A 20,592-nucleotide genomic window follows, 5' to 3' on the forward strand; every position below is an offset into this window, starting at 1 on the left:
AATACAATAAAAGTCACACCGACTCATCTCCTTGATTTTATAAAACTAATAATGTTAGTTTAATAATAACTAATGATATTAGTTTTATCAATGGTTAATTTGGAAAAAAATGCTTAGATGTGTTATAACTTCTTATCCAACTTTATTAAATGTGATGAGGAATGGGCCGGTATTAAAGTTGAAAAGGTAAATGAAGAAATGAAATCAAAAAATAAATATTATTCTTTTTCCCAGCTGTAAACTTGTCACTTGGGTTAATTAATGTGCGGAAGAAGAGAAGGGCATCCATGCGGATCTGGCAAGATATATGAAGTTTGCACTTGAATCTGATTCGGATGAAAGTGCCGTTGAAAAACTATTAACCGGTATTCGAGAATTTATTACTAAATTGGAGATTCCAAAACTAAAAGATTTGCCAGGTATCCGAAAAGAAGATTTTTCGCGATTAGTAGAACTTGCCGTACAAAATAATTCCACGCCTAGTAACATTCGAACCATAGGTGCTGATGATTACCGGAAGATTCTTGAGCAGGCATACGAGGATATTTTTTAAGATATTACGAACCTCTTGATTGTACAAGGGGTTTTTTTATTATTAAAAAAAAGGGGGTAGGGGGGACAAATTTAAATGGCCTGTAAAAAAGACGCTCTCCTTTAATAAAATGGATTGCGTCTTTATTTGTCTAACCGAAATCTAAAAAAACAATAATAATTTACATTTCCAGAAAAAAGTCCTTTGTAGTTTTACGATTCGTAACTCCTAAGGACTTTCTTTTTTATGGAAAAGGTGCGGTGCTTCAATGAAAAAACGTGTTTTAGTCATAATCTGCAATTCAAAAAAGTAAACATATTATAAGGTTTTCCTTTATTCTTCTAACAACGATTATGAGTATTACTTTTCATGATAAAGGAGGAGTTCCAGGTGAAAACGGTTGGAATCTTAGGCGTAGGTCAAGCAGGTGGAAATATGGCAGAAATTGCATCCGTCTTGGGTTTTCAAACAGCTCTGATTAATACAAATCAACGTGATGGAGCCGTAAACACCAGAGTGGAAAAGAAGTATTTTGTCCCAGGGTATAATGGTGCAGGCCAAGATAGAACTTTAGGAAATCGTGCGGTTCAGGAAAAATATCGAGAAATGATTGATTTTGTAACCAGCTCCTTTAAAAACGTAAAGCTGCTATTGGTCGCTTTTTCAACAGACGGTGGTACGGGTTCTGGAATGAGCCCGCTATTGATTGATCTGTTAATCGACCAATTGCCTGGTATTAAAGTTGGGGCCATTGCCATCTTACCTGAACGAAACGTATTAGCGGGGAATCGAATCAATACGGCAGAGTGTATCCAAGAGCTTTCCCAAATAGAAGGCATTTCTTCCGTTTTCTTGGTAGATAATGATCAGATGCGCAAACAGAAGCCGCAATCCAGCAAACATGAGATTTACCTCTCTGCTAATCGTCAAACGGTGGAGGCCATTAGCCATATCCTAAAAATTACAAATAAGAGTTCGTTTTACGGGAACTTCGACGAAACTGATCTTATGAATATTCTTGAAACAAGAGGAGTTACCCTTATCTCTTCCGCTGCTATTACTGACGCGAAAACCAGTTCGGATGTCTCAACGAAAGTACAATCCTCATGGGAAAACTCGATATTCTGTCCTGTTGAATCGCAGGGTGTCATTCGTGCAGGACTAATATATGAAGGACCAGAGAATATTTCAAAACTCATTAATGTTCCTTCCATCTTTGAAAGGATAGGGGAGCCAGTACAATTATTTGAAGGGACCTATCTCTCAGAAACGGACCCTACCGTTACAACCATTCTAGCTGGGCTCTATTTCCCAAGCCGTCGACTGCAATCCCTGGAAGAATCTCTAGAAAAGAATAAAGAACGATTACAGAACCTTGTTAAAAAGGAACATACACAAAAATACGAATCCTCCGTAAACTGGGCTTCCAACTTAAAAGTTAAAAAGTCAGAAAAACAGACTGTATCCATAACATCCAAGTTAACGAAGTATAAGAAATAATGGGGACTAAAAAGAAACACATCGGAACGATACAATCCGATGTGTTTTTTTATATTTTTGCAGTAAAAATGAACCTTTTTCGCATCATTGTGATGCAAAAAAGGTTCATTTTTATATCAACTATACTTTCCAAATCATTAGTTTTGGCATGTAACAAATCAAAATACATTTGATTTTATAAGGTTTTTGGTTAATCTTTTGAAAAAACTTTTTCCTGGCACAGAAATTGCAATATAAATAGTGACGTTTCAAAATGTCCAAAGAAAGGAGTGAACATAGTGGCCCAATTTAAAAATCTGTTTTCTGAAATTCAAATTGGCAATACCTATATAAAAAATCGAATTCTTAGCACTGCCCACCAAACCAACCATGTGGTTGACGGTATTCCAACTCCAGATATGACAGCCTATCATGTAGAACGAGCGAAAGGCGGAGTGGGTCTAATCGTTCTTGAAGCTGCTGCCGTACATCCATCCGGGATGCTGACCGATTATACCATTGCTGGATATGACAAGAGGGTCGTACCTGCATATGCAGAAATGGCTGCACAATTGCATCAGTATGGTACGAAGGTATTTGCCCAGCTTTTTCACGGCGGAAGGGAGTTCATCGCGAGCGACTACCGTCACGCAGCTTGGGCACCATCTGCAGAACCAAGTTTGCGGTTTGGAACGATGCCAAGGCCAATGAGTTTGGATGATATTGAAGAGGTTATCAATGGGTTTGCATTATCAGCTAAACTGTCTAAAGAAGCAGGATTGGATGGAGTGGAAATTGCCTGTTCCCATGGATATTTACCTGCTCAATTTTGGTCAAGTCATACCAATCATCGAAACGACCAATACGGCGGAACGTTTGAGAATCGAATGCGTTTTATCCTTGAAATTATCCAGCGGATTTGGAAGACGACAGGGGAAGACTTTACTGTCGGAATCAGGATCAGTGCGGATGAAATGACAATGGATGGTAATACCGTAGCAGATGCCATTAACATAGTTGAATATTTGGTCGAACGTGTTCGAATTGACTTTATTAATGTTACGGCAGGAGATTCAAGTACCTATTCGGGTTCTACCCATATAGCACCAGGATCTCCCATGAAGCATGGATATAATGCACCTCAAGCTTTTAAGATTCGGATGGCGGGAGCAGTCCCTGTATTTGTAGGAACGCGAATCGTCGATCCTGTAGAGGCTGAACAGATTATCAAAACCGGAAAAGCGGACATGGTGGGAATGACCCGTGCCTTAATCGTGGATCCCCAAATGCCAAATAAAGCGATGACTGGAGAAATTAATGCCATTGATGCCTGCATTGGATGCCTCCAGGCTTGTATTGGCCACTATCATAAAGGCCTTGCCATTGGCTGTGTCCAAAATCCTATTGCAGGTAAGGAGAGACAGCTGAATCCCATGCTCCAAAAGGTAAAAACCAAACAACATGTCGTCGTCATAGGTGCGGGTCCCGCGGGTCTGCAAGCAGCCATAACTGCGGACCAACAGGGGCATCAAGTCACACTTGTGGAGCAGCAACAGATGATTGGCGGTCTCCTGCAAACCATGAAAAAAGCCCCCATGCGGCAGGAACTAGCCGAAACCATGCTGGATAACTATTCTAGGAAGCTAGAAAAAAGCAATGTAAATGTTCAATTAGGAAAAAGAATCTCCAGTGCCGATTTAGTAGAATGGAAGCCTGATGTCATCATTTGTGCGGCAGGGTCCAGACCATACCTTCCACATGTGCAGGGTATTCATGATGACCGAATAAAAACTGTAGATGAGCTACTTAGCAGTAAACCGACGCAAATAGGAAAACGGGTACTCGTGTTTGATTTTTCCGGAGACTGGCCGGGAATGGAAGCGGCTATTTTTTTACAGGAAAAGGGCCATGAAGTAACTCTGTTTTCTACAAAACTCCATATCGGACAGGAGGTACATCAGTACCTTAGAAACGAATATATTAAGAAGCTTTACCAGTTAAATGTTAAAATGCGTCCCCATTTTGATTTCGGAGGAATCGAACAGGACCAAGTTACCATACGAAATCTATTTACCCATGAAAGGGAAGCTGTGGGTGACTGGGATACTATTGTTTTAGCTTATGGTCGAATCCCTAATACCGAATTGTATGAGGAAGTAAAGGGTTTAGCTCCTGTGGTTCAACAAATTGGTGATTGCCTTGCACCACGCACCCTGGAAGAAGCTACCTATGAAGGATTAACGACTATTCTAAATCTAGGGTCCATAGAAGTAGAAATACCAGGTTAGAGGTCCAATCACTATATTTACTTTAAAAATATAGTGATTTTTCCGAAAATTCAATGTATTATTACTTTTGATGAAAGCCCTTACAAAACTAATAATCTAAATGCTAAACCGTTACCCTTATATTCTTTATCAAATTTAGGGGAGGTGAACATGAAATCTAGCACTTAAAATGGATGGATGGCTCTGGCGGAATTTGATTATGTTTGAAGGGGGAAAGAATATGACTGATCACTCAAATGTTGAAATTCATTCTGCTTCCGTGCATTTACCTATTAACCCAGAAGGATCACAGAAATTAGAAGATATTTTAGCAGAAATGTCTGACGAGAAGAACCTTGGCGATGATTTCAGCAAGAGGGATTACTTTTACCTTGTCCTTGTTGGACTCGTCATTCCTTTCATCCTAATGATTTGGGGGTGGTTCTTATGAAAATAAAAAATGTTGAGCTATCTATTTCACAAGAAGTAGCCCAAAGCAGCTGGCCTTTACCGAAAAATCAACGAACATGGTCTTCTTGGGGACTCATGGGAGTTGCCCTTAGTGCGGGAGTTGCAGCCTGGAGTTATTCGATCGGGGGTTATGTAGCCTACTACTTAAATGCAACCATGGGTACGATTGCCATGATTGCAGGATGTTTAGTTGGAATGTTTTTTGTCGCACTTGCTACTGTTCCGGTTAGTATAAAATATGGTGTAGAAAATATTGCTTCCAGCAAACCTATTTTTGGTGAAAAGGGTTCGATATTTGCCATTTTTCTTCAATATGCCTCGATTGTCGGCTGGAATTGTTTGTTAATTATTTTATTTGGGAAAGCCGTAAGTCAAGTTTTAATCGCTACCGGTATACTCCAATCATCCTCACAGCAAATTGTAACAGCCGTTAGTTCTCTTGCCGCATTAGCCATCAGCTGGATCTCGTTACGAGGCGGTTCAGCTTCTGTAAAAAATTCTTCTCTTATTATTAGCATCCTAGTTGCTTTAACTGGCATTTTAATTATGTATAAATTAGTCAGTACTGTTGGCATTAGCAAGATTTTTACTGCAAAACCGCAAGCATCCTCAGGGGACCGCCTTTTGAATTACACGACTGGATTTGAAATATTAGTAGCAAGTGTCCTTTCATGGTGGCCCTATATGGGCGGTATTGTCCGAATGGTTCCAAGTTCCGGGAAAGCTTTATGGCCGACGATCCTTGGAATGGGCCTACCTACTGGTGTTATTAGTTTAATTGGGCTCTTTTCCGCGCTTGCAACGGGAAACTATGATCCTACTAAATGGTTTGTAGAAGTAGGCGGAATCGGCTTTGGAATCATTGCCCTCTTGTTTTTAGCTCTGGCCAATATCGGCACTGCCATAGTGGGTGCCTATACGACAGGAATTGGTCTAAGGCAAATTAAATGGATCGAAAGGAAAACGACATGGAATCAAACCACTCTGATTGTCCTGCTGCCGGTTGCACTCATCAGCTCCTTTTTTCCAGATCAATTTTTAAATTCGATTCCATCTTTTCTTGCCTTTCTTGGTGTTGCTTTTGCGCCTGTCATCGGTATTCAAACTACCGACTATTTCCTTCTAAGAAAGCAGAGAATTTCTCTTGATCAGCTTTATAAGAATGGTCAGCAATCCGACTACCATTTCTGGAGCGGCGTAAATGTGGTTGCGTTTATTTCCTGCATTATTGGATTTTTCTCCTATATTTATTTACTTGATCCTATCAGCTATGAATCGGCATCCATCTTTAAATATATCAGTGCTTCGATTCCTGCCATGCTAATATCAGGAGTTTGCTATTACCTTCTAACCAAAATCATCGTGATTCCGATGAAGAAAGGTGGATACGTCATTAAGGAGTAGAATCGCAGTTATTTTATCAAAAATTGGTGCTATAAAAAGATGAGGAGGAACTTTATATGAAACAAACCGCTTCAAAAACGTTATACGCTAAGACGTTTATTAATGGAAAATGGATTGATGGTGAAGGTGATCTTGTCAACCTTACTAGTCCCGTTGATGGAAATGCTCTAGGTTCCTATCAAAATAGTTCATTGGAACAAGTGGGGTTAGCGATTAAGAGTGCAAAAGAGGCACAAAAAAAGTGGGCAGAGGTTCCATTATTGGATAAATTGGATTTACTGCAAAAAGCCCATGAAATTGGAATGAAATACGGGGAAGAAATAGCTCGAACGATTACATTGGAAATGGGGAAAACGATTACTGAGGCACGGGAAGAAGTGTATGAACTCGGGATTTCCAATTTTGAACATACGATCGGGGAAGTCCAGCGTTTTAGGGGATGGACCTTGCCAAGTACGTTTGAACGAACCAATAATAAGAGAATCTATGTAACCCATGCACCAATCGGGGTGATTAGTGCGATTACCCCATGGAATTTTCCGATATCGCTGGCAGCTGAAATTATCCCTTATGCCTTGGCGGTCGGCAATACCATCGTCTTCAAACCATCTGAAACGACTCCGTTTAGCGGGGAATGGTTTGTGAGGCTGTTTGATGAAGCCGGTTTTCCGCCAGGAGTAATCAACTTGGTCCATGGGAAAGGGGATGTCGGCAATAAATTGGTCACTCATCAAGATGTCCGGGGTGTCTGTTTCACAGGCAGCGCGGCGGTTGGAGAAAAAATTGCTCAAGCGGCAGGGTTAAGAAGAACGTTGTTGGAGCTTGGCGGAAACGGTCCGCAAATTGTGATGGAGGATGCAAATCTAGAAGAGGCGGTAGAAGCTGCGGTTAATGGCTGTTTTTATAATGCCGGCCAGGTATGTACGGCAGCGGAACGTGTTCTCGTTCATGAAAGTGTCCATGACAAATTTGTAGAGTTATTAATTGAAAGAACGAAAAAAATCCGTTTGGGCAATCCTTTAGAAGATGACACGGAATTGGGGCCTTTATCCAGTCAAAACATTGTAAATAAGATGAATGAGCATATTGAAGATGCCGTCAGCAAGGGAGCCCATGTAGTTTACGGAGGAAATCACGACGGTCTTTACTATAAACCTACCATTCTTATCAATTGCAATCAATCTATGCTTCTGGGAAAAGATGAGACGTTTGGTCCCATTGCTCCCATCATTAAATTCAGAACCAGGGAAGAAGCCATCGAGATTGCCAATGATACTCAGTATGGCTTAACTTCTTCTGTCTTTACATCCAACCTAGAAGATGCCTGGTATATGGCCGACCATCTTGAGCATGGCACGGTTCATATCAATGAATCTACCAACTACTGGGATTTCCTTGCCCCATTTGGCGGAATGAAAAATAGTGGAAATGGAAGAAATTTGGGTCAGTGGGTTTTCCAACACTTGACTGAGATTAAACAAATTACCTTTGACCCGTCCAAAACGAAGAAAAGGTAAGAATTTATAAAGAAATACCAGTTGCTTCCACTTTGTTTGTGGAGGTAACTGGTTTTTTCCATTATTATAAAACTACATATCTCGAAAAAATAGCAGAGGGGGGCAGGGATATGAATCTTGAATATCAGACGGCTAACACCATTTTGAGTCAGACGACATTAGGAGAAGTGAAAGATTCAGTTAAGCATTTATCTTTTCCTTTAATAATTGTTAATTACAATCACGAAATCCAGGGGATCGTCAAGGAGGAGCATTTTTGGAGAGGGGCTTCCCTACATGGTTGGGATGAAAAAGTAGACAAATATATCGACCCAGATTTTCGGGTTTATGATTCATGGAACCAAATGCTTTCTGAAAACGGTCAGTGGTGTACCTATTCGATTTTAAAAAAGATTCACGAGGTTCAAATTTATTCAAAGGCCTTTTTACTTCAATATGCATATGTGGAATTAAAAAAGGATTTTGCTAAAGCTGAAGAGGTGCTTGAAGAGGCGCAACAGGAAAATAAGGATTTTCTTCAAATCATAAATGCTTCCTATGACGAAATCTTCGTCTCAAATGGCGAGGGTGATGTTTTATTCGTTAGTGAGGCCAGCAAAAAAGTAACCGGGTATCCACCTGAAATTTTTATAGGAAAGAATATGGTTGATTTGGTTGAGGAAGGGATTATTTCTAATTCTGTGACCTTGAAAGTATTAAAATCTAAGAGGACCGAAACGGTTCAGCAGGAGTATCAAAATGGCAGGAAAGTGATTGTAACCGGAAAGCCTATTTTTTCTCAAGATGGGGAGCTTCATCGTGTGATTATCAATACAAGGGATATTACAGAGTTAATCGAATTACAAAATAAGCTCGACGTGGCGCATGCAATTATGAAAAAAAAGAATGTTTCTTTTACAAAGGAAGGGAATTTGATTACGAGATCAAGGCAGATGAACAAAATTCTTGAATTAATGGAGAGGGTGGCACCTCTTGATTCGTCCATCTTAATAGAAGGAGAATCCGGAGTTGGGAAAGGGGTCCTCGCCAAATTCATTCATGATTTAAGCCCTAGAAAAAATAAAGAGTTTGTACAAGTGAATTGTGGTGCTATCCCTATATCATTAATTGAATCAGAACTGTTTGGGTATGAAGGAGGAGCTTATACCGGGGCAAAAAAAGGCGGCAAAAAAGGGTTGGTTGAATTAGCGGATGGCGGAACTTTATTTTTGGATGAAATTGGGGAGCTTCCGTTGGACGTCCAGGTAAAATTACTGAATCTGGTTCAAGATAAAGTCTTCAAACGGTTAGGAGGGAATTTAAGTAAAAGAGTGGATATCCGGATCGTTGCAGCCACGAACCGGCAGTTAAAAAGTATGGTAGAATCGGGGAAATTCCGTGAAGATTTATATTATCGTTTACATGTTGTTCCTGTAAATATTCCTCCTTTAAGGGAAAGAAAAGAAGATATTGAACTCTTGGTGCAGCGTTTTCTTTTTAAATACAATAAAGATTATCATTTAGATGTCTCTTTTGACGAATCTGTTATTGATGCCTTAACTGAATATAACTGGCCGGGGAATATAAGAGAATTAGAAAATTTAGTCGAACAGCTGGTCGTAACCTCCCAAAACCAACTGATCCATCCAGAAGATTTGCCTTCCTATTTACAACCGAAGATGAAAGAAGAGTCGGTAACAGCAAAGGGAATCATTCCTCTTAAGCAGGCAGTGGAAGAGGTTGAAAGGCAAATCCTAAGACAAGCCTTAAAAAAGTACCATTCCTCAAGAAAAATCGCACATGCTCTTGAGGTTAATCAAACGACGATTATAAGGAAGTTGAAAAAGTATAAGATGAATGTTCATTTAGGTGAATAAAAAAGACTTGAACTATTCAGAATATTTCTGTAAAATAGGATTAAGCTTCATCCTATCCGCTTAACCAGCTGAAGGCAGTGAAGTAAACCTTTTAAACATTTGAATATTGACTGATCAGTTTCCACTCCCAGCCGTAGCAGGCTGGTCACATTGGATCGTAAAGCCAGTCCATATTACACAATCGTGTGTATTTGGGCTGGCTTTTTATGTTTTTTTAAAGGAAGCCTGGAGGTGGCAGTATGGGAGGAGCGTTAGAAGGAGTTAGAGTATTGGATTTAACAAGGGTGCTGGCTGGACCTTATTGTACGATGATTTTGGCAGACCTTGGTGCAGATGTCATTAAAGTAGAAGGCCCGGGCGGAAGCGATGAAACGAGGAGCTGGGGGCCTCCATTTCAAAATGGTGTAAGTGCCTATTATCTTTGTGCCAATCGAAATAAGCGAAGCCTTACTGTCAATCTGAAAACGGAAGAGGGCCGAGAAATTATTCGGACATTGGCAAAGGATGCTGATGTTCTAATCCACAATTTTAAATCAGGTTCTATGGAAAAATGGCTGCTAGACTATGATTCTTTGCAAAAAATCAACCCGCGGTTAGTGTATTGCTCTATTACTGGATTTGGGGAAACAGGGCCATTCCGCCATTTACCCGGATATGACTATATTATTCAAGGGATGAGCGGACTAATGAGTATAACCGGGAGTGAAGAAAGTGGTCCTATAAAAATTGGCGTAGCTATGGTTGATATTTTGACAGGTTTATATTCTGCCATTTCCATTGAAGCGGCGCTATATGAAAGGGAAAGATCCGGTCAAGGTCAACAAATAGACATGTCACTTATGGATACTGCCGTCAGCTCGCTGGCGAATGTCGCCAGTAATTATCTGATTTCAGGAAAAGTACCGCAAAGATTGGGAAATGACCACCCGAATATCGTCCCATACTCCATATTTAAGGCTTTAGATGGTGAAATGATTATCGCAGTCGGAAATAACCGGCAGTTCACTACCTTATGTGAAGTGGTGGGAAATAAAGAACTAGCCGACGATGAAAAATTCCGTACCAATGAAGCCAGAGTTAAAAATAGGGCTGAACTTACGAGAATATTAGAAAATCTGCTTCTAGCTAAAACAGCAAATGGGTGGCTGGAGCTATTGTCGGAAAAGAACATTCCGTGTGGTCCCATTCATTCCATGGATCAAGTGTTCGAACATCCACAGATGCACGCTCGAGAAATGGTTGTAGGTGTAGATCACCCGGAAGCAGGACCCGTAAACCTTGTCGGATCACCTATCAAACTATCTAGGACGAAGGTGAAAATCGACAGACACCCTCCGATTGCGGGGGAACATAACAGTGAGATCCTTCAACAAGCTGGCTTTTCCAAAGAAGAGATCACCCGATTAAAAGAGAACAAAATCATTTAAAACTTGGCTGTATTAAAAGCAATTGTTAACTTATAACAAAGTTGATTGGAGCGGAAGGCGCGAAGAATCCTGCGGGAGTACGGGGCAGGGAAGACCCCGCAGGCGCCAAAGCGCCGAGGTGGCTTCCCGGCACGCCCTCGAACCGCTCGCGCCTGGAGCGCAAATCAACAACCAATTATAACAGATTCGAAAACTAAAAAATCCAGGAGGTAGTAGGTCATGAATTTTGAATTCACAGAAGAACAAGAGATGTTAAGAAAAATGGTAAGAAGTTTTGTCGATAAGGAAATTATCCCAAATATGAAGGAATGGGATGAACAAGGAAAATTTGATCCTGTCATATGGAAACGGTTAAGAGATTTAGATTTGATGGGGGTTTGTATCCCTGAACAATATGGCGGCAGTGGTATGGATTATAATTCACTTGCGATTGTTTGTGAAGAGCTTGAAAGAGGCGACACTGCTTTTCGTACGGCAGTTTCCGTTCATATCGGTTTAAATAGCTTAACCCTATTGCAATGGGGATCAGAGGAACAAAAACAAAAATATCTCGTCCCACAAGCCAAAGGTGAAAAAATCGGGGCCTTTGGTTTAACAGAACCAGGAGCTGGTTCAGACGTGGCATCCCTTGCGACCACGGCCATAAGAGACGGTAATGATTATATTCTAAATGGGTCCAAAACATGGATCTCTTTATGTGATATTGCGGATCATTTCATCGTATTTGCTTATACGGATAAAGAGAAAAAACATCACGGCATTTCCGCCTTTATCGTGGAACGTACCATGCTCGGCTTTTCATCCAAAGCGATCAAAGGGAAGCTGGGAATTCGATCTGGCAATACAGGTGAATTGTTCTTTGATCAAGTAAGGGTTCCAAAGGAAAATTTATTAGGTCAAGAGGGAGAAGGCTTCAAAATTGCCATGGCTGCATTAGATAATGGCCGCTTCACGGTTGCCGCAGGAGCCGTTGGCCAGATTATGGCTTGCATAGAGGGAAGTGTAAACTACTGTCATGAACGAAAAACCTTCGGGAAAGAAATTGGCAAACATCAGCTAGTTCAGCAAATGATTGCCAACATGGAGGCTGGATTTCAAATGAGCCGTCTATTGGTTTACCGGGCAGGAGAACTTAAAAACAAAGGGAAGCGGAATACCAGGGAAACTTCACTTGCCAAATGGCAGGCATGTGATTTTGCGAATAAGGCTGCTGACGATGCCGTTCAAATTCATGGAGCGTACGGATTTTCTAGTGAATACCCTGTTGAACGTTTCCTTAGAAACTCAAAAGCACCTGTTATTTATGAAGGAACGAGGGAAATTCACACGATTATGCAGGCAGAATATGTTCTTGGTTACCGTGAAGACAAAGTATTAAACAAAGTGCTGCCAGCCTGGCCATTAGAAATAGAAACTGTCAAAAACAGTTAAGTAAATAACAAATAAAAAAGCAATGCATTTCATTTCACATATGAAATCGCATTGCTTTTTTATTGATAAATTAAACAGTAATTACCACTTTACCTTGAGCATGACCTTCCTGAAAATATTTGAATGCTTCAGTTATTTCATTTAACCTATACCGTTTATCAATTATTGGTTTAACCTTGCCAGTCTCAAGTAATTCTTTTACATCATTTAAGTCTTTTTGGTTTGCTCTCTGTAACAGGTTACTTATTTTCTTGCTTCCAGTTTTTGAAATAAAAGGTCCAAGAAATAATGTTTGATACAATTGGGATTCGGAACCTCCTACGTGAACAAATTTCCCATTTGATTTTAGTGCACGTTTATAAGCTGACATGGAATTAGAACCATTCACACCAAGGATCAAATCGTAACACTCCTCATTTTGAGTGAAATCCTCTTTTGTATAATCAATGATATGGTCGGCTCCTATTAAACGTACAATCTCTAAATTTCTCGTACTACAAACCCCAGTTACTTCAGCCCCAAATGATTTGGCAATTTGTACAGCAAAAGTACCGACACCACCTGATGCCCCATAAATTAATACCTTCTGTCCCGATTTGATCTTACCTTTATCACGTAGTCCCTGTAAGGCAGTCACACTTGCCATAGGTGTCGCGGCAGCTTCCTCGAAGGAGATATTGGCTGGCTTTATGGCTAAAGCATTTTCGGGGACAGCTACATATTCAGCAAAACCACCCCAGCCACAACCAGAGAGGTCGCCAAAAACTTCATCACCTACTTGAAATAACTTAACGTCCTTACCAACAGATTCAACTGTACCAGATATGTCTCCTCCTGGTATGGCGTATTTTGGTTTCGTTAGTCCGAAGGCAAAACGGGCTAAAAAAGGTTTGCCTTTCAAAAGAACCAAGTTACCAAAGTTCAAGGATGCTGAATGAACTCTTACCAATACTTGATTATCGGCGGGTAAAGGTTTTTTTATCTCTATTAATTTAAGTACATCGGGTGAACCATATTTATCACAAACGATAGCTTTCAAAAAACTCCCAGTTTTTTATGGTGGTTATTTGAAGATTTGTTTGGTTGCAGCTTAGCGGTGGGGAATATTGTGAAATGTGGATTTCATCTATTGTAAAATTTATTTTTTTTCATTCGCTTTTTTATTCTACTTAATGATTCAGGAGTAATCCCAAGATAACTAGCCAATTGATGCTGTGGAACACGGTCAACTAACTGAGGACGGTTCCTTACAATGGAATCGTAGCGTTCTTCCGGAGAAGAATAGATAAATTCTCCAAATTGTTCTTGTATTTCACCAAGGTTTATCTCCATCATTTTTCGTATCATTGTTTCAAGTTGTGGATATTTGTTATACATCGTTTTTTCAGAATCAACGTCGCCTACAACTAATAGGCAGTCTTCGACACACATTAAGGAATACTTTGATAAATCATCTTGATTCTGTTGGTTGATAATTGGAATAGCTTGTTCTTCCGTAAAAAAATTTGTTGTGACCTCTTTACCTGATTCATCTATAAAAAACTGCCTAACACATCCCATTAATACGAAATAACATTTAATAGCAGATTTTTCCCCTTGTCTAAGAAGGTATTTTCCTTTTTTAATTTCATCAATTCGTATACTTTCAGAGATTGCCCGTTGTTCATCTTCGCTGAGTGAAGTAAAATCAGACATGTATTTCAAGAGAATTTTCTTCATATTACCTTCCCTTCTAATTGAGTTAAGTTAAATGTCCCTTAATCATTTTAACATTTTTATCCATATTTTTGTTTATAAAAATCGAGGGGATGGAAGGAAAACAGTTCCTTCCATCCCCAGGGAAAATCGTCACCATCCCAAACTCAATTAAGTAAGAGATTCATATTGCTTAAAAAGGTCTTTTAATGCAGCAATCAGGGCATTATTTGCTTTTCCTAAATAGCCCTTTTTTAACTGATCAAGAGGGGATTCTATTCCATTGCGTAAGCTATGGCCTTTTAGGAGCCTGGAGACATAATCCCTGCCATGTTCGGTGGCCAGTGTACATGATGCATCGACAATGACTCCATAATGTTTATCAATTTCGGCAGTAATGGTTAATGTTTCGAAAACATTTTTGGCAGCCATACCCGTAGGAAGCTTAGCATGACCGGCAATAAAGATTGTATTCATTTCATCCTACTCCTAAAAACTCATTTTATTTTTATGAACGGCTAACACCTTACATATTTGCGTTTGAAACCAAGCTTTCCTCTATCTAATTCTTTTTGAATATTTTCGGAAGCAAGCAGGATGCTGCTCTTTTTCTTGTCCCGCTTGATTTCGACTGGGCCAACAGCCTTAGCAGTTTCAACCGCTTTTTCATGAAGCGGAACATAGGAAATCGCGACGGTATAGATAAAATTATTCATAGCTGATTTAGTTCGATCAGGAGAATTATGAATCGACTTTTCAACCTGATCGAGCATATCAGCAAGCTTGCTTGGGTTAAATTCACTGTCTTTGCGATTACCCAAAAGCCAGCAGTAACAGCTCCAACCTGCAGACATTTTCAGTTCTTCACCGCTTGCAATCCATTTATCGGCCACTTCCTGTGCAATATCGGTTTCTGCCAAAGTTACGGCAACGACATAATCGGAAAGCATATAAAAATACGCCGCATCGATCCAACGGTCAAAATCTGCCTCCGTCATGGACTTCGGGTCCGCAATGACGCCGGCAAAATACATGGCATCATAATTTCCGGTGGAATAAAGCTCTTCGGCTAAAGGCTGATTTTTCTTGATTTTCTTTGTGATCGGCTTCATGGCCCCTGTTGCCACGCCAAAAAGCGGTTCGTGTGCACCATTGCTTATGTAAGTCTTTTTCATTCGTTCCTTACCGAGTGCTTCTAGTTCCTGCATAACCATTTCGAAATCCATTGTTTTGCACTTCCTTCCTTCATAATCATATCTTCATAATTTCTTGAAATTAAATCCGTATTCCTGCCAGTTTAAAAAAAGTTGCTCCATAAACAGCATTCAGAACGTATATTCGTAATATACCATTTATTGCACGTGTATGGAAGAACAATAAGAGGGGCCAGGTCAATAAACATCCAGGGAATATTTAAAATGAAACAACCATAGAGATATTTGGTAGTCTTCTATTTTAGAAAGTTTTGGAAAAAACCAAGAAGGTCCAAAGGAGTTTTGGGCATCAAAGAAGAATACATTTGGTAGCGCTTACAATTATAAACTCCATTGTACCATTTTATTTTAAGGGAGTGATTTAAGGATGGCATTAAATCAACAATCCGCAGGCGTGGTTTATTTTAAAACAATTAGAATCTGCCGGTGCGCCGCCATTAGAGTTGCTGACACCTGAACAAGCGAGGCTGGGTGCTGATTTCCGCCTTTTAGCTGGAGCTCCGGAAAAGGTAGAGAAGGTCGAAAACAGGACGATTCCGGTACCAGGAGGGGAAATACCTGTCCGGATCTATACGCCTGCCGGGGAAGGGCCATTCCCAGCATTGGTTTACTACCATGGCGGAGGCTGGGTGATCGGCAATTTGGATACTGTTGATGTACCTTGCCGAATGTTAGCCAACAGGGCTGGCTGTGTCGTGGTATCAGTTGATTACCGATTGGCCCCGGAGCACAGATTCCCGACTGCTGCTGATGATTCATATGCGGCAGTTAAGTGGGTAGCGGAACATGCTCCATCCATCCAGGTAGATGCTGAACGGATTGCCGTTGGCGGTGATAGTGCAGGTGGAAACCTAGCTGCTGTCGTAGCCTTGATGGCCCGCGATCAAGGAGGACCATCTCTTGCGTATCAAATGCTTATCTATCCGGTGACTAATCACTCTTATGACACGAAATCGTATCAGGAGAATGCTGATGGGTACTTTTTAACCAAGAATACGATGGTATGGTTCTGGAATCATTATCTGCGTGATCAGCAGGATGGTCAAAATCCGTATGCTTCGCCTTTATTGGCTGAAGACTTAAGCGGACTACCGCCAGCGCTCGTGATCACGGCCGGTTTTGATCCGTTGCGGGATGAAGGAGAAGCCTATGCCGAGGGTCTAAAGGCAGCGGGTGTACCAGTTGAAGCGACGCGCTATGACGGCATGATCCACGGTTTCTTCTGGATGCCAGGGGTGTTGGTACAGGGGAATGCGGCCATTAATCAGGCAGCAAATGCTCTTAAGCATGCTTTTCAAGTTGTAAAAACGATTAGATAGATTATAAGTTAAATAAAATCATTTAACCCCTTGAATTAGCAAGGGGTTTTTCCGCTCTTCTCAGTTATCTACTTTTGTTAAAATCCCACTTAAAATCGTCCTTATGAACTTTTGACTTTCTTCTACAAGATCAAATTCCTCTCCAAATAATGCCCAATCGTATAGGGTGCCTCTCATACAGCGTGTAATCAGCATCGTAATTTCCTGGGAAGATAAATATTTCTTAAATTCTCCATTTTCTTGACCTTCGTTAACAAACGAGTGAACAATTTTAAAAAGAGTCCGATCCGTATTAGAAAGGAATTTGGGCTGATTGGGAATCAAAGCACTCATATAAACGGTTCTTATTAAATCGATTCCTAGGCAGTCTTTTAAATAAATCATTTGAGATTTAGTTAAAAGTAGAATTTTTTCATAAGAACCAATTTCCTTTGGGAGTGTTTCCGTGAAATTTTCATAAAACTCGTCGATTTCTTTGAATTTTTCGAGGAAGATTTCATATTTCGAATTAAAGTGTACATAGAATGCACCTTTGGAGGTGTTACTAACCTGTACAATTTCATCCACGGTGACATGATCGAATCCTTTTTTGCTAAAGAGATCCAACGCTGCCGCCACAATCCGCTGCTTTGTTTGCAGCGCTTTTGTTTGTCTAAGGGAAGGTGACATTCGAACTCTCCTTTTTACTTTACTATGTAAAGGCTTACATCTATTAAAAAATGAAATCCAATAAAATTCAATACTATTAGATAAAAAAGTTCACTCAATAAAGATTCGCAAACCTATTTAAATATATCTAATTTTATTATAATTTAGAATATTTGAAAAATATGTTGACGCTATTAAATCGGTTATATAATATTAATTACAGACTATAGTCTGTGAAATTCATTTTCAGTTGTAATGTAACCGCTTTATACGAGTTTGAGCGACAAAAACTTGGAAACGAAAAGGGGGAAAGGTCTATGGATATTGTCGGCAATAGGACGTTACGAGATTTATTAAAAGAAAAAGTAGAAATGAATCGTGATAAAACGTTGCTTCTATTTGAAGATCAAGAACAAAAAAAGTTCGAGCTAACCTACGGTGAATTTGCTGAACAAGTGAATCGTCTAAGTAATGTGTTCCTTCAATTGGGTGTAGTGAAAGGCCAACATGTAACCTTGCATCTTCCAAACTGCCTCGAGTTTATGACTTCTTGGTTTGCACTTGCCAATATTGGAGCAATCATGGTTCCAACAAATATTTTGTCTTCTGGAGATGAAATGGAATATATCCTAAACCATTCAGAGTCCGTGCTTCTAATTACAGAAGAAGAGTATTTGGACAAGTTTATCAATAATCGTAAAAATCTGCCGTATCTAAAAGAGATTTTATTAGCGCGCTACGAAAAAGAAGAACGTGAAAAGCAAAATTTAAAACACTTGATTGCCTATGCAAGCTCAGAGACTCCTACTATTCCTCTAGATTCAGAAGATGTTGCGGCAATGCTTTATACTTCTGGTACAACTTCAAAGCCAAAGGGCGTTCAAATCACCCATGCAAATTATATTTATACTGGTGAGCTAATGTCGAAATCGATCAGACTGACTCCAGATGATCGGCAATTCATTGTTCTTCCTTTGTTCCATGGAAATGCACAGTATTATTCTACGATGTCAGCCCTTGTGATCGGAGCAAGTATTGCCTTTACAGAAAAATTTAGTGCATCACGGTATTTTAAACAGGCTATTAGCTTCGGAGCAACGGTTGGCTCCCTGTTTGCTGCTCCCATCCGGATGATTCTTGCAAAAGAATTTGACCCTGCAGACCGTCAAAACTCCTTAAGGGCGATTTGGTTTGCTCAATCCGTTACGGAAGAGCAATTAAAGAGGTTTGAGGAAAATTATCAAGTCAAATTATTGCAGATGTATGGAATGACAGAGACTGTAGGTGTCCCTTTAATGAACCCAATCGATGGAGCACGTAAAAACATGAGCATTGGGAAACCCACCATTGGGTATGAAGTAAAAATCGTCGATGAAGACGGTTATGAAGTTCAAAATGGTGAAACCGGACAAATCACCGTAAAAGGAGTTCCGGGACGTACCTTGATGAAAGGGTATTTTAAAAATCCGGATGCAACGGCAGAGACCCTAAAGGATGGATGGCTGTACACCGGTGATAATGCAAGATTAGGAGGGGACGGTTACTTTTATTTTGTGGACCGTATTAAGGATATGATTAAGCGCGCAGGAGAAAATGTTGCTGCTAACGAGGTTGAAAGTGTTCTTGCTGATCATCCGGAAGTTTACGAAGCGGCTGTCATTGGAATCCCTGATGAGATGCGTGATGAAGCCATTATTGCCTATGTGATTTTAAGAGAGAACTCTTCCATTTCAAAAGAAGAAATGATTCTTTATTGTCGTGAAAGATTAGCAAAATTCAAAGTACCCGATACAGTTGAGTTCATTGATGAGTTTCCTCGCACTTCAGTAGGTAAAATTCAAAAGCATATTTTACGAAAAAATCACCTTGAGGCAGCTCAAACTTCAAAATAGTCATAATTTTATTATTTACAGCTATTATCCTATTTATCTATTGAAAACATTGAATCTTATTCAAAGCAGTTATTGCTGAAAGGGGTAGCTTTATGAACAAAGCTCGTGTTCTATTTGCAAGTGTTTCTGGTTCAGTCATTGAATGGTATGATTTTTATTTATATGGTACTGCTACTGGATTAGTATTTTCCAAACTCTTTTTTCCAAGCGCAGATCCTGCCATCGCACTTCTTTTAGCTTTTGCTACATTCGGAGTGGGTTACGCAGCGAGGCCAATTGGCAGTCTGATTTTTGGCCATTATGGAGACCGTTTAGGAAGGAAAGCCAGTCTCATGTTAACGCTTCTAGGAATGGGAGGCAGCTCCTTGCTGATTGGTCTCGTCCCGACCTATGAACAGGTCGGCCTCCTAGCCCCTATTATTTTGGTTCTCCTACGTCTGATCCAAGGAATTGCCCTTGGAGGGGAATGGGGAGGAGCCGTGTTGTTGGCCACCGAATATGCCCCAAAAGGACTTCGTGGACTTTATGGCTCCATTCCTCAACTCGGTGTACCATTAGGATTAGTGCTTGGGACGTTTAGTTTTACCTTTATAAGTTCCTTAACGACAGATGCTCAATTTTTGGCATGGGGTTGGAGGGTTCCTTTCCTTTTTAGTGCAGTACTCATTGTTTTAGCACTTTGGATTCGAAACGGTATTGAAGAGACACCTGCTTTTAAGAAGCAAAAAGAAAGCGGGGAACTGGCAAAAGTTCCAGTTGTTGAAACATTTCGCAACAATGCGAAAAGCGTATTTCACTTAATCGGTTTAAAGCTTGGTGACGGAATGTTCAATGTCTTTTCAATGTCTTTTATTCTTGTCTACGCCACTACTCATTTAGGTTACTCTAGAGAAGTTGCCTTAACCGGTGTCACAGTCGGCTGTGCCACCATGATTATTACGATCCCGTTAATTGGTTATCTTTCCGATTTTATTGGCAGGAAGATTATTTATATTAGCTCGTTAGTTTTGTTCCTTGTACTTGCTATTCCTTACTTTAGCAATATTTCAAAGGGTCCTGTTTCTTTCTATTTTATGCAGGTGATTCTCCTAGGAGTTGTCTGGGCGTCGATCTTTTCTACACAGGGAACCATCTTTTCAGAACTGTTTCCTGCGAAAGTCCGCTATACGGGGTTATCATTCGGTTACCAGGTTTCCGCCGCGCTAGCCGGTTTTGGACCAATGCTTTGGACACCAATGCTAGAAAAGTATGGAGCTTCACCAATGGCCTTTGGGGGATTGATGATGGCAGGGTTTGCCTTTTCTCTCATCCTATCTTTCTTTGTGCCTGATACGAGAAAGATTTCTAAGTATGAGGATAGTAATGTAAAACCAATTAATAATAAGAAAATATCAATCTAATAAATTAGGTTAGAGAAAATTCCATCAGTGTTCATCCACT

Annotated in this window: 17 protein-coding genes; 12 read left to right on the top strand and 5 right to left on the bottom strand. The window is 40.2% G+C overall.

Features of this window, described 5'->3' with window-relative positions; genetic code table 11:
* Positions 1 to 295: 295 nt before the first annotated feature.
* The 9 genes from AC59HZ_RS17640 to AC59HZ_RS17680 all read left to right on the top strand — a co-directional run bounded on the left by AC59HZ_RS17640 (position 296) and on the right by AC59HZ_RS17680 (position 12,384).
* Positions 296 to 553 carry a hypothetical protein gene (locus tag AC59HZ_RS17640; RefSeq protein ID WP_496547430.1) on the top strand — a complete coding sequence of 86 codons (258 nt, stop codon included), beginning with the start codon at positions 296 to 298 and terminating at the stop codon, positions 551 to 553.
* A 369-nt stretch (positions 554 to 922) separates the two neighbouring features.
* A complete protein-coding gene (locus AC59HZ_RS17645) occupies positions 923 to 2,032 on the top strand; it encodes an FtsZ/tubulin family protein (protein WP_496547113.1) in 1,110 nt (369 codons plus the stop codon).
* 278 nt (positions 2,033 to 2,310) lie between these two features.
* Positions 2,311 to 4,299: an oxidoreductase gene (locus AC59HZ_RS17650; RefSeq protein WP_496547114.1), complete on the top strand. Its 1,989-nt coding sequence runs from the start codon at positions 2,311 to 2,313 to the stop codon at positions 4,297 to 4,299.
* Between the two features lie 220 nt (positions 4,300 to 4,519).
* A complete protein-coding gene (locus tag AC59HZ_RS17655; RefSeq protein WP_496547115.1) occupies positions 4,520 to 4,729 on the top strand; it encodes a hypothetical protein in 210 nt (69 codons plus the stop codon).
* Positions 4,726 to 6,153 (top strand): purine-cytosine permease family protein, encoded by a 1,428-nt coding sequence (locus tag AC59HZ_RS17660; RefSeq protein ID WP_496547116.1) that lies wholly within the window; start codon positions 4,726 to 4,728, stop codon positions 6,151 to 6,153. Before AC59HZ_RS17655 ends, AC59HZ_RS17660 begins: the two co-directional genes overlap by 4 nt.
* Before the next feature lie 56 nt (positions 6,154 to 6,209).
* Positions 6,210 to 7,670 (top strand): aldehyde dehydrogenase family protein, encoded by a 1,461-nt coding sequence (locus tag AC59HZ_RS17665; RefSeq protein ID WP_496547117.1) that lies wholly within the window; start codon positions 6,210 to 6,212, stop codon positions 7,668 to 7,670.
* A gap of 110 nt (positions 7,671 to 7,780) precedes the next feature.
* Positions 7,781 to 9,526, top strand: a complete 1,746-nt coding sequence (locus tag AC59HZ_RS17670) for a sigma-54 interaction domain-containing protein (RefSeq protein WP_496547118.1) — start codon at positions 7,781 to 7,783, stop codon at positions 9,524 to 9,526.
* A gap of 239 nt (positions 9,527 to 9,765) precedes the next feature.
* Entirely contained in the window at positions 9,766 to 10,953 is a 1,188-nt protein-coding gene (locus tag AC59HZ_RS17675; RefSeq protein WP_496547119.1) for a CaiB/BaiF CoA transferase family protein, read from the top strand.
* Positions 10,954 to 11,172: 219 nt separating this feature from the next.
* Positions 11,173 to 12,384 carry an acyl-CoA dehydrogenase family protein gene (locus tag AC59HZ_RS17680; protein ID WP_496547120.1) on the top strand — a complete coding sequence of 404 codons (1,212 nt, stop codon included), beginning with the start codon at positions 11,173 to 11,175 and terminating at the stop codon, positions 12,382 to 12,384.
* A gap of 70 nt (positions 12,385 to 12,454) precedes the next feature.
* Here AC59HZ_RS17680 and AC59HZ_RS17685 read toward each other — a convergent pair whose 3' ends face one another.
* From AC59HZ_RS17685 to AC59HZ_RS17700, 4 genes are all read right to left on the bottom strand, one after another.
* Positions 12,455 to 13,423, bottom strand: coding sequence for an NAD(P)-dependent alcohol dehydrogenase (locus AC59HZ_RS17685; RefSeq protein ID WP_496547121.1), 969 nt, complete (start codon positions 13,421 to 13,423; stop codon positions 12,455 to 12,457).
* Between the two features lie 83 nt (positions 13,424 to 13,506).
* Positions 13,507 to 14,103 carry a Crp/Fnr family transcriptional regulator gene (locus AC59HZ_RS17690; RefSeq protein ID WP_496547122.1) on the bottom strand — a complete coding sequence of 199 codons (597 nt, stop codon included), beginning with the start codon at positions 14,101 to 14,103 and terminating at the stop codon, positions 13,507 to 13,509.
* Positions 14,104 to 14,250: 147 nt separating this feature from the next.
* Positions 14,251 to 14,556 carry a DUF3870 domain-containing protein gene (locus tag AC59HZ_RS17695; protein ID WP_430067870.1) on the bottom strand — a complete coding sequence of 102 codons (306 nt, stop codon included), beginning with the start codon at positions 14,554 to 14,556 and terminating at the stop codon, positions 14,251 to 14,253.
* 41 nt (positions 14,557 to 14,597) lie between these two features.
* On the bottom strand, positions 14,598 to 15,305 hold the full coding sequence (locus AC59HZ_RS17700) for a DNA alkylation repair protein (RefSeq protein WP_496547123.1): 708 nt from the start codon (positions 15,303 to 15,305) through the stop codon (positions 14,598 to 14,600).
* Positions 15,306 to 15,670: 365 nt separating this feature from the next.
* Between AC59HZ_RS17700 and lipP1 the strand changes: the two genes are divergently transcribed.
* Positions 15,671 to 16,612, top strand: coding sequence for a LipP1 family hormone-sensitive lipase (gene lipP1, locus AC59HZ_RS17705; RefSeq protein ID WP_496547431.1), 942 nt, complete (start codon positions 15,671 to 15,673; stop codon positions 16,610 to 16,612).
* A gap of 60 nt (positions 16,613 to 16,672) precedes the next feature.
* Here lipP1 and AC59HZ_RS17710 read toward each other — a convergent pair whose 3' ends face one another.
* Complete coding sequence (locus tag AC59HZ_RS17710) at positions 16,673 to 17,281, bottom strand: TetR/AcrR family transcriptional regulator (RefSeq protein ID WP_496547124.1); 609 nt, start codon at positions 17,279 to 17,281, stop codon at positions 16,673 to 16,675.
* Between the two features lie 296 nt (positions 17,282 to 17,577).
* Between AC59HZ_RS17710 and AC59HZ_RS17715 the strand changes: the two genes are divergently transcribed.
* The gene (locus AC59HZ_RS17715) at positions 17,578 to 19,152 is read left to right on the top strand and encodes an AMP-binding protein (RefSeq protein WP_496547125.1); all 1,575 of its coding nucleotides are present in this window, start codon (positions 17,578 to 17,580) and stop codon (positions 19,150 to 19,152) included.
* A gap of 92 nt (positions 19,153 to 19,244) precedes the next feature.
* A complete protein-coding gene (locus AC59HZ_RS17720; RefSeq protein WP_496547126.1) occupies positions 19,245 to 20,552 on the top strand; it encodes an MFS transporter in 1,308 nt (435 codons plus the stop codon).
* The last annotated feature ends 40 nt before the right edge of the window (positions 20,553 to 20,592 follow it).

The organism is Neobacillus sp. DZ-9 (genome assembly GCF_059587065.1).